This window comes from Microbacterium sp. Se5.02b (assembly GCF_019464375.1).
GTDB lineage: Bacteria > Actinomycetota > Actinomycetes > Actinomycetales > Microbacteriaceae > Microbacterium.
The window spans coordinates 2413442-2426643 of the sequence record NZ_CP080491.1 but is presented as its reverse complement, the minus strand read 5'-3'; the positions used below and the strand labels follow the sequence as shown (position 1 = coordinate 2426643).

8 protein-coding genes and 4 pseudogenes are annotated in these 13202 nt (G+C 67.4%); 10 read left to right on the top strand and 2 right to left on the bottom strand.

Annotated features, from left to right (window positions below):
• Positions 1-41: 41 nt before the first annotated feature.
• Both K1X59_RS12030 and K1X59_RS12025 read right to left on the bottom strand, forming a co-directional pair.
• Positions 42-578, bottom strand: a complete 537-nt coding sequence (locus tag K1X59_RS12030; RefSeq protein ID WP_183150273.1) for a hypothetical protein — start codon at positions 576-578, stop codon at positions 42-44.
• Between the two features lie 221 nt (positions 579-799).
• A complete protein-coding gene (locus tag K1X59_RS12025; RefSeq protein ID WP_183150272.1) occupies positions 800-1348 on the bottom strand; it encodes a hypothetical protein in 549 nt (182 codons plus the stop codon).
• 235 nt (positions 1349-1583) lie between these two features.
• Here K1X59_RS12025 and rpsA point away from each other — a divergent pair, with 235 nt between their 5' ends.
• From rpsA to uvrB, 10 genes and pseudogenes are all read left to right on the top strand, one after another.
• Complete coding sequence (rpsA, locus tag K1X59_RS12020) at positions 1584-3038, top strand: 30S ribosomal protein S1 (RefSeq protein WP_183150271.1); 1455 nt, start codon at positions 1584-1586, stop codon at positions 3036-3038.
• 144 nt (positions 3039-3182) lie between these two features.
• Positions 3183-4030, top strand: a pseudogene (locus tag K1X59_RS12015) (ABC transporter ATP-binding protein).
• Positions 4027-5066 (top strand): annotated as a pseudogene (locus K1X59_RS12010) (aliphatic sulfonate ABC transporter substrate-binding protein). Before K1X59_RS12015 ends, K1X59_RS12010 begins: the two co-directional pseudogenes overlap by 4 nt.
• Positions 5063-5920, top strand: coding sequence for an ABC transporter permease (locus tag K1X59_RS12005; RefSeq protein ID WP_244631965.1), 858 nt, complete (start codon positions 5063-5065; stop codon positions 5918-5920). Before K1X59_RS12010 ends, K1X59_RS12005 begins: the two are co-directional and overlap by 4 nt.
• Positions 5911-7919: pseudogene (gene acs, locus K1X59_RS12000) on the top strand (acetate--CoA ligase). Before K1X59_RS12005 ends, acs begins: the two are co-directional and overlap by 10 nt.
• Positions 7916-9218 (top strand): annotated as a pseudogene (locus K1X59_RS11995) (O-acetylhomoserine aminocarboxypropyltransferase/cysteine synthase family protein). Before acs ends, K1X59_RS11995 begins: the two co-directional pseudogenes overlap by 4 nt.
• Positions 9219-9279: 61 nt before the next feature.
• The gene (locus K1X59_RS11990) at positions 9280-9798 is read left to right on the top strand and encodes a CoA-binding protein (protein WP_220173435.1); all 519 of its coding nucleotides are present in this window, start codon (positions 9280-9282) and stop codon (positions 9796-9798) included.
• 30 nt (positions 9799-9828) lie between these two features.
• Complete coding sequence (gene coaE / locus K1X59_RS11985; RefSeq protein ID WP_183150269.1) at positions 9829-10428, top strand: dephospho-CoA kinase; 600 nt, start codon at positions 9829-9831, stop codon at positions 10426-10428.
• A 112-nt stretch (positions 10429-10540) separates the two neighbouring features.
• The gene (locus tag K1X59_RS11980; protein ID WP_220173434.1) at positions 10541-11080 is read left to right on the top strand and encodes a hypothetical protein; all 540 of its coding nucleotides are present in this window, start codon (positions 10541-10543) and stop codon (positions 11078-11080) included.
• Positions 11081-11117: 37 nt separating this feature from the next.
• A complete protein-coding gene (gene uvrB / locus K1X59_RS11975) occupies positions 11118-13190 on the top strand; it encodes an excinuclease ABC subunit UvrB (RefSeq protein WP_183150267.1) in 2073 nt (690 codons plus the stop codon).
• Positions 13191-13202: the final 12 nt, after the last annotated feature.

The following is a 13202-nucleotide window of genomic DNA, read 5'->3' as shown; positions in this document are numbered from 1 at the left end:
CGCGGCGAGGTGGTGCACGGGTCCGCGTGCGACCCCGGTGATCAGCATCCGGGGGCGGCGATTTGCTCGGTGCAGGTCCGCGCGACGAGCGCCGTGTCGGCCTCGTACACGCGAACCCGTCGAACAGAGCCGTCGATCGCCAGCTCACCCGTGACGGGAAACCACCCGCCTCCGATGTCGACCTCGGCCGTGTAGTGCATTGTCGCGTGCGTGAGATATGTGCCGCGAGCCCGATAGGTGTGGCTCGTCGGAGTCGGTGTGAACGATGCCTGGCCGAGTGCGGCCCAGGATTCACCGCCAGCGGTCGATGTCCGCGACTCGCCATCGCCGTAGACGAAATCGACGTGCGTGGGGGTGAACCGCACCGTGATCGGTCTGCCGAGGAGCGTGCCGCTGCGATTCTGCGCTGTCGCGCCGGCCACGAAGTTCATCGGCAGCCCCGCGACGCCGACATCTCCCGGTTCGGCGGCGGTGGTGACAGGCGACGGTGCGAATTGCGCGACATCGGTGATCGTCAGCGGGGCACCGGCGTCATTCGTGACGTGCACCGCGGAGAACTCGCACGAGGCCACACGCACGGGATCCGATGTACAGGGGGTAGGGGGAGTAGGTGGACCGTCGGATGGGTTGTGATGACTGTCCGGGGATGGTGAGTTGTTGCGTTCGGTTTGCGTCCCGGAGAGCGTCAAATGCGTCCCGTCGTTGGAGCATCCGATAGTCACGGAGATGGCTGCGTTGCAGTCGTTGCTTGCGGGCAGGGATGTGATGGTCAGAGGAATCAGCAACGAGCCAAGCAACATCACGGCGCGCACGTGAACTCCTCTGACGCATGAAGAGCGGAGATCGTCAGATTGTCCGCCTTAGAGTGTGCAACGAAAGTCACACCCATCGGTTGTTGTGGAGGGCGCTCTGCCGACACGATTGATGCGCCCGTCGCATCGACTACCGCAACCCGACTGACGTCAACGCAGACGTTTGCGTCGATGACTCCCTGGGCTAAATCCGCAGAGACTCCCGAGAACAAATAGAAGCGCGTGTCGCCGGTTGAAGTGATCCCCTTCGCATGAAACTCGCTAAAGGCCAGCCGCGTCGACTTGGCTGCGGTGTCCGACAACAATAGATAGACCGGCTCAAACGTCTCAGGATCGGCGTAATCGACATCATTGAGCGCATCCGTGTACGCGCGATACGTCGCTTCGGCGGCGGCGAAGGCCTCTTCCTCCGATGCGAAGGCGGGAGTCGGGGTCGGAGCGGGATCGGGTGCGCATCCGGCGAGGAGCAAGACAACGGCGGCGAGCCCCGCGATGCGGAGCGGGCGAGGCCGGGTGAGGGCGGTGAGCGACGGCACCAGGTCACCGTAGAAGGAATGGGGGAGCGCCGTCAGGAGTTATCCACAGAGGAAGGTCCAGATCGCGCTCCCTGCGGCATCCCAACTTCTGATAGCCTTAACCGTCACTCGTGGCGTGTATACGCGTGCCCTCGTGACGAGAAGCCAAAATCCAACCGCTGAGAACCATGCAGTCGGCCGTGCGCGGTCGTTGGGTCTCAGCCCGAGTCTCCATTCAACAAGGACAACCCACTACATGACTACCGCAACGACCGCCCCGGCCACCAAGCAGGTCGCCATCAACGACATCGGATCTGCTGAGGACTTCCTGGCCGCGGTCGAGAAGACCCTGAAGTTCTTCAACGACGGCGACATCATCGAAGGCACGATCGTCAAGATCGACCGCGATGAGGTCCTCCTCGATGTCGGCTACAAGACCGAGGGTGTCATCCCCTCGCGCGAGCTCTCGATCAAGCATGACGTCGACCCCAACGAGGTCGTCGCCGTCGGTGACCTGGTCGAGGCCCTCGTCCTCCAGAAGGAGGACAAGGAAGGCCGCCTGATCCTCTCCAAGAAGCGCGCACAGTACGAGCGCGCCTGGGGAGACGTCGAGAAGATCAAGGAGAACGACGGCGTCGTCACCGGTACGGTCATCGAGGTCGTCAAGGGTGGACTCATCGTCGACATCGGCCTCCGTGGCTTCCTCCCGGCTTCGCTCATCGAGCTGCGTCGCGTCCGCGACCTCACGCCGTACCTCGGCCAGGAGATCGAGGCGAAGATCCTCGAGCTCGACAAGAACCGCAACAACGTCGTCCTCAGCCGCCGCGCGCTGCTCGAGCAGACGCAGTCGGAGTCGCGCACCACGTTCCTGAACAACCTGCACAAGGGTCAGGTCCGCAAGGGTGTCGTCTCGTCGATCGTCAACTTCGGTGCGTTCGTCGACCTGGGTGGCGTGGACGGCCTCGTGCACGTCTCCGAGCTGTCCTGGAAGCACATCGAGCACGCTTCCGAGGTCGTCGAGGTCGGCCAGGAGGTCACCGTCGAGATCCTCGAGGTCGACCTCGACCGCGAGCGCGTCTCCCTGTCGCTGAAGGCGACGCAGGAGGACCCGTGGCAGGTCTTCGCCCGTACCCACGCGATCGGTCAGGTCACGCCGGGTAAGGTCACCAAGCTCGTCCCGTTCGGTGCTTTCGTGCGCGTCGCAGACGGCATCGAGGGCCTCGTCCACATCTCCGAGCTCTCCAGCAAGCACGTCGAGCTGGCTGAGCAGGTCGTGTCGGTCGGCGAAGAGGTCTTCGTCAAGGTCATCGACATCGACCTCGAGCGTCGTCGCATCTCGCTGTCGCTGAAGCAGGCCAACGAGTCGGTCGACCCCAACGGCACCGAGTTCGACCCGGCCCTGTACGGCATGCTCGCCGAGTACGACGAGAACGGCGAGTACAAGTACCCGGAGGGCTTCGACGCCGAGACCGGTGCGTGGAAGGAAGGCTTCGACGCTCAGCGCGAGGCATGGGAGCAGGAGTACGCTGCGGCCCAGGCTCGCTGGGAGGCGCACAAGGCTCAGGTCGTCAAGGCGGCCGAGGCCGAGGCGGCAGCCGGCGAAGACTTCGGCGGCCAGTCCTTCTCCAGCGAGGCAGCCGGTGCCGGCACCCTCGCGGACGACGAGGCTCTCGCCGCTCTGCGCGAGAAGCTCTCGGGCGGCAACGCTTAAGCAGCACTCTGAAACGGGTCGCCACCTCGCCTTCGGGCGGGCGTGGCGGCCCGTTTTCGCATGTCCCCGACACGGAACCCGGTTGCGTGACGCAACATTACGATCGCATTCGTAACAATCGATCCCCTCGGCCAGCATGAAGGTATGACCGCCCTGCTGCCCGCATCGCGCACTGCTGACGCCTCGACGACGGCAGGCGCAGCGCAGTCCGTGCGCCTGGACGACGTGGAGCGGTCGTTCCCCTGCCGCAGGGACGTCGTGACGTGCTCCGCGGCGTCGAGCTCGACATCGCTGCGGGCGAGATCGTCGCCGTCGTCGGTCCCTCCGGCTGCGGCAAGTCGACCCTGCTGCGGCTCATCGGCGGACTCGACGCCCCGACACGCGGCAGCATCCAGCTGGACGGCATCGGCGTGGCCGACGTGGACGAGCGCACCGCCGTCGCATTCCAGGAGCCTCGCCTGCTCCCGTGGCGCACCATCGCCCAGAATGTCGAGCTCGGTCTGCCTCGCGGCACCGCTCGTCGGGCTGGCCGTGAGCGCGTCGCCGAACTTCTGCACCTGGTCGGCCTCGATCATGCGGCGAATCAGCGCCCCCGCGAAGTGTCCGGAGGAATGGCACAGCGTGCCTCTCTTGCCAGAGCGCTCGCGCGCAACCCCGGGGTGCTGCTGCTCGACGAGCCGTTCGGAGCTCTCGACGCCCTGACCCGGCTTCGCATGCACGACCTGCTGCTGAAGATCCACGCCGCGGAGCCGACCACCATCCTTCTCGTCACCCATGACGTCGAAGAGGCCCTCTACCTCGCCGACCGTGTCCTGCTGCTGCGCACGCTGGGCGGATCCGGCGACGACGAATCATCCGTAGCCCGGACGGTCTCCGTACCGGGCGACCGCCCCCGCGACCGCGCCGATCGCGGACTCGCCGACCTGCGCGCCGACCTTCTCGAAGGCCTCGGCGTCGACACCCACCACCGCATCACCGAGGAGTCCCGATGAGCACCATCACCCGCCGAATCGTCCCTGCGATCGCGATCGCCGGCACGATGATGCTCGTCGCCACCGGCTGCGTCGCCGGAGAGAACGCCACCGCGTCGGACACCGAGAGCACGCCCGGCACGACCGAGTGGTCGTCCGACACCCTGTCGATCGACTTCGCGACCTACAACCCGCTGAGCCTCGTGATCAAGGACCAGGGCATCCTGGAAGACATCCTCGGAGACGACGTCGCCGTGGAATGGGTGCAGTCCGCCGGCTCGAACAAGGCGAACGAACTGCTGCGCTCCGGATCGGTCGACGTCGGTTCGACGGCCGGCTCCGCTGCTCTCCTCGCCCGTGCCAACGGCTCGCCCATCCAGGTCATCGACATCTACTCGCAGCCCGAGTGGTCGGCGATCGTGGTCGGGCCGGACAGCGACATCTCCTCGGTCGAAGACCTCAAGGGTGCGTCGATCGCGGCCACCAAGGGCACGGATCCCTACTTCTTCCTGCAGGCGCGCTCGAAGAGGGCGGCCTGTCCCTCTCCGATGTCGAGGTGCAGAACCTGCAGCACGCCGACGGCCGCGCCGCGCTCGACGGTGGCTCGGTGGATGCCTGGGCAGGCCTCGACCCGATCATGGCCGCCGCCGAGGTGGAGTCGGGCGACAAGCTCATCTACCGCAACGTGGACTTCAACACCTACGGGTTCCTGAACGCCACCGAGGACTTCATCACGAACCACCCCGACCTCGCACAGGCCGTGGTCGACGCGTACGAGCAGGCCAGGGAATGGGCGCTGGAGAATCCGGAAGACACGGCGGCGCTGCTCGCCGAGGTCGCCGGCATCGACCCCGACGTCGCCGCCACGGTGATCCAGGAGCGCTCCAACCTCGACGTCAGCGGCGTCCCCGGTGACGACCAGATCGCCGTGCTCGAGAAGATCGCCCCCGTCCTCGTCGAATCCGGCGATGTGCAGGGCGGCCAGGACTCCGTGGACAAGGCGCTCTCCTCGATCGTGAACGACACCTTCGCGAAGAAGGCGGTCGACGGCGAGTGACCATTCCCGACCGACTGATCGTTCCCGAGGAATCGCGCGACGCGCTCGATTTCGCGAAGGGTGTCGCGCAGCCTCGGCACAGGACTGCGCGGCGCGTGTGGGATCGACCGGCCGTGCGGATCCTCGCCGGGCTCCTGCTTCCCGCGGTCATCCTGATCACCTGGCAGGTGGCCACCACGAGCGGGATGGTCCCGCCGTACCGCCTGCCCCCGCCGGCTTCGGTGTTCCAGGCCGGCGTCGAGTTGGCTGAGACCGGACAGCTCTGGACGCACATCGCCATATCCGTGCAGCGCGTGCTGCTCGGATTCGCCATCGGATCGGTCATCGGTCTCGCCGTCGCCGGGGTGGTCGGACTCTCGCGCATCGGCGACGTACTCCTCAGCCCGACTCTCGCCGCTGTCCGCGCCGTGCCCTCGCTCGCCTGGGTGCCGCTCCTCATCCTGTGGATGCAGATCGGCGAGGAGTCGAAGGTCACACTGATCGCGATCGGCGCCTTCTTCCCCGTCTACACGACCGTCGCGTCGGCACTCCGGCACGTCGATCCGCACCTCGTGGAGGCCGGCCGCTCGTTCAGCCTCAGCGGCTGGTCGTTGTTCCGGATCGTGCAGCTGCCGGCGGTCGTGCCCTCGGTCATCTCCGGACTGCGGTTGGCGCTCGCGCAGGCGTGGCTGTTCCTGGTCGCCGCCGAACTCATCGCCGCGTCCATGGGACTCGGATTCCTGTTGACGGAGTCGCAGAGCAGTGGTCGCGTCGACCGCATCCTGCTCTCCATCGTGCTGCTGGCGCTCCTGGGCACCATCACCAACGGCATTCTCGTGCTGGTGGAGAAGTACCTGCTCCGTCGGTGGGTGTGAGCGTGACCGAGGCTCGACTGCAGGAGTCGCGCGCGTACGCCGCGCCCGCGGGATTCGTCGACGCGAACGTCACAGCGGAGGCGTACACGCGTGCGGAGTCCGACCCCGTCGGCTTCTGGGAGGAGGCAGCGCGCCGTCTCGACTGGTCCGAACCGTGGCACACGGCACACGAATGGGACCCTCCGGCAGGCGATGCCGTTCCCGCTGCGCGGTGGTTCGTCGGCGGCCGGCTCAACGTCGCGGTCAACTGCGTGGATCGTCACGTCGAAGCGGGACTCGGCGACAAGATCGCTCTGCATTTCGAAGGGGAACCGGGTGACCGGATCCCCGTGACCTACGCGGACCTGCTGCGGCGCGTGTCGCGCGCCGCCAACGCGCTCACGGCCCTCGGCATCGGGCCCGGCGACCGTGTGGTGATCTACCTTCCCGTGCTCGTCGAGACCATCGTGATCACCCTCGCCTGCGCACGGATCGGCGCGGTGCACTCCCTCGTCTTCGGCGGATTCTCCGCCGAGGCCGTGCGATTCCGCCTCGTGGACACCGGTGCGAAGCTGCTCGTCACGAGTGACGGGCAGTATCGCCGCGGAGCGGCCACCGAGGTCAAGTCGACGGCCGACATCGCCGCGGCCGACCTGCCGGCACTCGAGCACGTGCTCGTGCTGCGCCGCACCGGGCAGGACGTGCCGTGGACCGACGGTCGAGATGTGTGGTGGCATGACGTGGTCGACACCGCCTCGCCCGTGCACTTGGCGGAGTCGTTCGATGCCGAGCATCCGCTCTTCATCATCTACACCTCAGGGACGACCGGTAAGCCCAAGGGGCTGGTGCACACCTCGGGGGGGTACCTCACGCAGGCGAGCTGGGCGCATTGGGCCCACTTCGACGCCAAGGCCGACGACGTGCACTGGTGCACCGCGGACCTCGCCTGGGTGACCGCGCACACGTATGAGATCTACGGTCCGCTCTCCAACGGACTCACGCAGGTCATCTACGAGGGCACCCCCGACACGCCGCACCGAGAGCGCCACCTCGAGATCATCGAGCGCTACGGGGTGACCGTCTATTACACGGCGCCCACGCTGATCCGCACGTTCATGACCTGGTTCGGGGTGGAACTGCCCGCAGGACACGACCTGACGACCCTTCGACTCCTCGGCACGGTCGGCGAGGCCATCAACCCCGAGGCCTGGGTGTGGTTCCGGCGCAACTTCGGCCGCGACGAACTACCGGTGATCGACACGTGGTGGCAGTCGGAGACCGGTGCGGCGATGATCGCCCCGCTGCCGGGCGTCACGACGCTCAAGCCGGGATCGGCCTCGGTGCCGCTTCCCGGCATCGACGTCGCCGTCGTCGACGAGCGCGGAGAAGAAGTCGCCCCGGTCGATCCGGAACCCTGGTGGTCCGGCGTCCGTGGCCGGGGATGGCGCGCACCGTGTGGGGCGATCCGATCCGCTACCGCGATTCGTACTGGTCGACGTATGCCGGTCGGGGCGAGCACGGCGGATTCTACGTGGCCGGTGACGGTGCGACCCGGGACGCAGACGGCTACATCTGGATTCTGGGACGGCTCGACGACGTCGTGAACGTGTCAGGACACCGCCTCTCGACGATCGAGATCGAATCGGCCCTCGTCGCCCACGAGACCGTGGGGGAGGCGGGCTCCGCAGGCGTCTCCGATCCCGTCACCGGGCAGGCCGTCGTGGCCTTCGTCACGCCGTCCGGACGCGCCGACGTGACGCCCTCCGCCCTTCGCAGCCAGGTCGCAGAGGCGATCGGCCCCGTCGCCAAGCCCAAGCACATCGTGGTGGTCCCCGACCTGCCGAAGACCCGCTCGGGCAAGATCATGCGCCGACTCCTGGCAGAGTTGTGGGAAGCCGAGCAGGACCGGAGAGCCGGCCGTGATCCCCGACCGCTCGGAGACACCACATCGCTGCAGAACCCCTGGGCCGTCGACGACATCGCCGACGTGCTCGCCGCCGCCGAACTGAGGACAGCATGACGGAAGAACACCGCTTCGGATTCCGCACCCGAGCTCTGCACGCCGGAGGCACCCCGACGCGTCGACCGGCGCGAGGGCGGTTCCGATCTACCAGACGACCTCCTTCGTGTTCGACGACGCCGCCGACGCGGGCAACCTGTTCGCCCTGCAGAAGTACGGCAACATCTACTCCCGCATCGGCAACCCGACCGTCGCGGCACTCGAGGAGCGCCTCGCGTCGCTCGAAGGCGGCATCGGCGCCGTGGCGACTGCCTCGGGCATGAGCGCCGAGTTCATCACCTTCGCCGCACTGGTCGGCGCGGGGGACCACGTCGTCGCCGCCGCGCAGCTCTACGGCGGCACCGTCACCCAGCTGGACGTCACCTTGCGGCGCTTCGGAGTCGAGACCACGTTCGTCTCCTCCACCGACCCGGCGGACTACGCGGCCGCCATCCGCCCGGAGACCAAGGTCGTGTACGTGGAGATGATCGGCAACCCCTCGGGGAGATCGCCGACATCGAAGGTCTCGCCGCGGTGGCCCACGACGCCGGGGTGCCGCTGGTCGTGGACGCGACGCTGGCGACGCCCTACCTCGCGCGACCTCTCGAGCACGGTGCGGACATCGTCATCCACTCGGTCACGAAGTTCCTCGGCGGGCACGGGACCACGCTCGGCGGCGTCGTCATCGAGAAGGGCACGTTCGACTGGGGCAACGGCAAGTTCCCCCAGATGACCGAACCCGTCGACTCGTACGGCGGCATCAAGTGGTGGGACAACTTCGGCGAGTACGGGTTCCTGACCAAGCTCCGGTCGGAGCAGCTCAGGGACATCGGCCCCGCCCTGAGCCCGCAGTCGGCGTTCAACCTCCTCCAGGGGATCGAAACCCTCCCGCAGCGCATCGACGCTCACCTCGCGAACGCCCGCATCGTGGCCGATTGGCTCGAGTCGGACCCGCGGGTCGCCTACGTCACGTGGGCTGGACTCGACGGGCACCCGCATCGCGAGCGCGCGGCGAAGTACCTGCCGCTCGGACCCGGTTCCGTGTTCGCGTTCGGCGTCGCGGCCGAAGACGGTCGTGCCGCGGGGGAGATTCTCATCGAGAACCTCCAGCTCGCCTCGCATCTCGCGAACATCGGCGATGCCCGCACGCTCGTCATCCACCCCGCCTCCACGACGCACCGCCAGCTCACGGAAGAGCAGCTCGTCGCCGCGGGAGTGCGCCCCGACCTGATCCGCATCTCCGTCGGCCTGGAAGACGCCGAGGACATCATCTGGGACCTCGACCAGGCCCTCACCACCGCGACGGGAGCGAACCGATGAGCGCGACGCCGACCACCGAGGGAGACACCTGCAGCGTGCCGGCGTCGACGGACGCTGCGGCGTGCGCTCTGCCGGGGCTCCGGCAGCACACCCCGAGCGGACCTGGGAGGGGCCGAATCAACAGGCGCGATTCGCGTTGCTTCGTCGCGCGAAGTCGATCGCGATCGTGGGGGCCTCGAACAATCCGGCGCGTGCGTCGTACTTCGTGGCGACGTACCTCCTCTCCAGCACCGGCTACGACGTGTACCTCGTCAACCCGCGCGAGACCGAGATCCTCGGTCAGCCGGTGTATGCATCGCTTCATGATCTTCCCGTCATCCCCGACATCGTGGACGTGTTCCGCCGCCACGACGACCTTCCCGGGGTGGCGCAGGAAGCGATCGACGCGGGAGCGCAGACACTATGGCTGCAGCTCGGCTCCTGGAACGAGGATGCCGCCGCGATCGCCGAGGCCGCCGGCCTCTCGGTCGTGATGGACCGGTGCATCAAGATCGAGCACGCGCGGTTCCATGGCGGGCTGCACCTGGCCGGGTTCGACACGGGTGTGATCAGCTCGCGACGTCAGCTCCTCTCGCGCTGAGCCGCCTGGGCCGAACCCTAGACTGGCGGCATGCCTCTCATCGCGCTCACCGGCGGTATCGCGTCGGGGAAGTCGACCATTGCCAGACGGCTCGCCGAACACGGGGCGGTCATCGTCGACGCGGATCAGATCGTGCGCGATGTGCAGGCTCCGGGATCGCCGGTCCTCGACCGGATCGCCGAGTTCTTCGGATCGGCGGTGATCGCGGCGGACGGCACCCTCGACCGGGCGGCTCTCGGCGCGAAGGTCTTCGGAGACGCCGACCTCCTCGCGCAGCTGAACGCGATCGTGCACCCCGCCGTGCGGGCGGAGTCGCAACGGCGATTCGACGAGGCGTTCGCCGCCGACCCCGACGCCGTGGTGGTGTACGACGTGCCGCTGCTCGTCGAGGCGAGGGTCGACGATCCGTGGGACCAGATCGTCGTCGCGCACGCCCCGTCCGAGGAGCGTCTGCGGCGACTGGTCGCTCTCCGGGGTATGGACGAGCGCGCGGCGAGGGCGCGGATCGATGCGCAGGTCTCGGATGAACGCCGCCTCGCCATCGCCGACGTCGTGATCGATACCGGGGGCACTCTGGCCCACACGCACGAGCAGGCGGACGCACTCTGGGAGCGCATCAGCCGACCGTGACGACTGGACGGCAGTCCTCGACCCCACTGGTATTCTGGTTGTGGGCGTGGGGACGCACCAGGGGATGGTCTGCTGGGGGATAGCTTTTCCGCGCGCTCTGGGGAGTGGAAAAGTGACACAGGACAACCGTGGCATCTCGCGCCGAACAGTGATCCGAGGAGCCGCCTGGTCGGTGCCGGTGATCGCCGCAGCCGTCGCGATGCCGATGGCCGCCGCGAGCGGCAACGTCATCACCAACGACGCGGCGAACTACTACTGGGATGCCGAGGCGCAAGGCGGGTTCACCACCCTGGTGCCGGCGACGGGTGGGCTCAAGGCCACCTTCAGCACCCAGATCAGCTATCGCGCCGACCCGTGGGTGAACCCGCCGGCCGGGGCCTCTCTGGAGGTCGTCGTCGTGTTCAGCTCGCCCGTGACGCTGGACCCCGCCTCCCCGCTCGGCTCGTGGGCGTCCGTCCCGCCGGGAGGGTCGTCGGCCACGGTGTTCACCTTCACGAAGACACCGCCGAACTTCGGAGACGGACTGACCTTCAACGTGGTCGGCACTGCGCCAGGCACGCTGACCTCGACGGCGACGATGCGGCTCGTCAACGGCGGCACGACCACCTGGGCGTCCGAGCCCTCGGCGCAGACCGCGACCATCGTCGCCTGACGGCCTCGATGTCGGAGGGGCGGCCTACGCTGGAAGTATGCAACCCACGCGCAGCGTCCGCCCCTTCGAGGTCATCAGCGAGTACGCGCCCGCCGGCGACCAGCCGCAGGCGATCGCCGACCTCGCCGCGCGCATCAATGCCGGGGAGACCGACGTCGTGCTGCTCGGTGCGACCGGTACCGGAAAGTCGGCCACCACGGCGTGGCTCGTCGAGCAGGTGCAGCGCCCCACGCTTGTCCTCGCGCACAACAAGACGCTCGCTGCGCAGTTGGCGAACGAGTTCCGCGAACTCATGCCGAACAACGCGGTCGAGTACTTCGTCTCGTACTACGACTACTACCAGCCGGAGGCCTACGTCCCGCAGACGGACACCTTCATCGAGAAGGACTCCTCCATCAACTCAGAGGTCGAGCGGCTGCGGCACTCGACGACGAACTCGCTCCTCAGTCGACGCGATGTCGTCGTCGTGTCGACGGTGTCGTGCATCTACGGACTCGGCGCCCCCGAGGAGTATCTGCGCGCGATGGTCGCCCTGCAGGTGGGGGAGCGGTACGACCGCGACGCACTGATCCGTCAGTTCATCGCGATGCAGTACAACCGCAACGACGTCGACTTCTCGCGCGGGAACTTCCGGGTGCGCGGCGACACGATCGAGATCATCCCGGTCTACGAAGAGCACGCCATCCGCATCGAGCTGTTCGGCGATGAGATCGAGGCGCTGTACTCGCTCCACCCGCTCACGGGCGAGGTCATCGAGAAGCTCGATGCCGTCCCGATCTTCCCGGCGTCGCACTATGTCGCCGGCACCGATGTCATCCAGCGTTCCATCGGCACGATCGAGGCCGAGCTCGAAGAGCGCCTCGCCGAGTTCGAGCGCCAGGGCAAGCTCCTCGAGGCGCAGCGACTCCGCATGCGCACGACCTTCGACCTCGAGATGCTGCAACAACTCGGCTTCTGCTCCGGGATCGAGAACTACTCGCGTCACATGGACGGCCGCGCGCCGGGGGAGCCGCCGCACACGCTGCTCGACTTCTTCCCCGACGACTTCCTCCTCGTGATCGACGAGTCGCACGTCACGGTGCCGCAGATCGGCGCGATGTACGAGGGCGACGCGTCCCGCAAGCGCACCCTCGTCGACCACGGTTTCCGCTTGCCGAGCGCGATGGACAACAGGCCGCTTCGCTGGGACGAGTTCAAGAACCGCATCGGCCAGACCGTCTACCTCTCGGCGACGCCGGGCAAGTACGAGATGGGGATCGCCGACGGCGTCGTGGAGCAGATCATCCGCCCCACGGGCCTCGTCGACCCGCACATCGTCGTCAAGCCGTCGAAGGGACAGATCGACGATCTGCTCGAGGAGATCCGTGTGCGCGTCGAGCGGGACGAGCGGGTTCTCGTCACGACGCTGACGAAGAAGATGGCCGAGGAGCTCACCGACTTCCTCGGCGAGCACGGCGTCCGCGTGCGGTATCTGCACTCTGATGTCGACACCCTGCGCCGTGTCGAACTGCTCAGCGAACTGCGGGCCGGAGTGTACGACGTCCTCGTCGGCATCAACCTGCTCCGCGAGGGACTCGACCTCCCCGAGGTGTCACTCGTCGCGATCCTGGATGCCGACAAGGAGGGGTTCCTGAGGTCGGGCACCTCCCTCATCCAGACCATCGGCCGCGCGGCGCGAAACGTCTCGGGCGAGGTGCACATGTATGCGGACAAGATGACCGACTCCATGGCGAAGGCGATCGAGGAGACCGATCGCCGTCGCGAGAAGCAGGTGGCGTACAACAAGGAGAACGGCATCGACCCGCAGCCTCTGCGCAAGCGGATCGCCGACATCACCGAGGTGCTCGCGCGCGAGGGTGCGGACACGGCGGAGATGATGTCGGGTCGGGGGCGCGCATCCGGCAAGGGCAAGTCGCCGACACCGAACCTGCGTCGTACCGGGATCGCCGCCGAGGGCGCGCTGCAGCTCGAGGCCACGATCCAGGATCTGTCCGACCAGATGCTCGCGGCGGCTTCGGAGTTGAAGTTCGAGTTGGCCGGTCGGCTGCGCGACGAGGTGCAAGACCTCAAGAAGGAGCTCCGCGCGATGGAGCGTGCGGGCCACGCCTAGACGGGAGACCGA

Coding starts and splice junctions, on each gene's coding strand:
- uvrB (WP_183150267.1), top strand. CDS start 11,118: ATGCAACCCACGCGCAGCGTCCGCCCCTTCGAGGTCATCAGCGAGTAC.
- coaE (WP_183150269.1), top strand. CDS start 9,829: ATGCCTCTCATCGCGCTCACCGGCGGTATCGCGTCGGGGAAGTCGACC.
- rpsA (WP_183150271.1), top strand. CDS start 1,584: ATGACTACCGCAACGACCGCCCCGGCCACCAAGCAGGTCGCCATCAAC.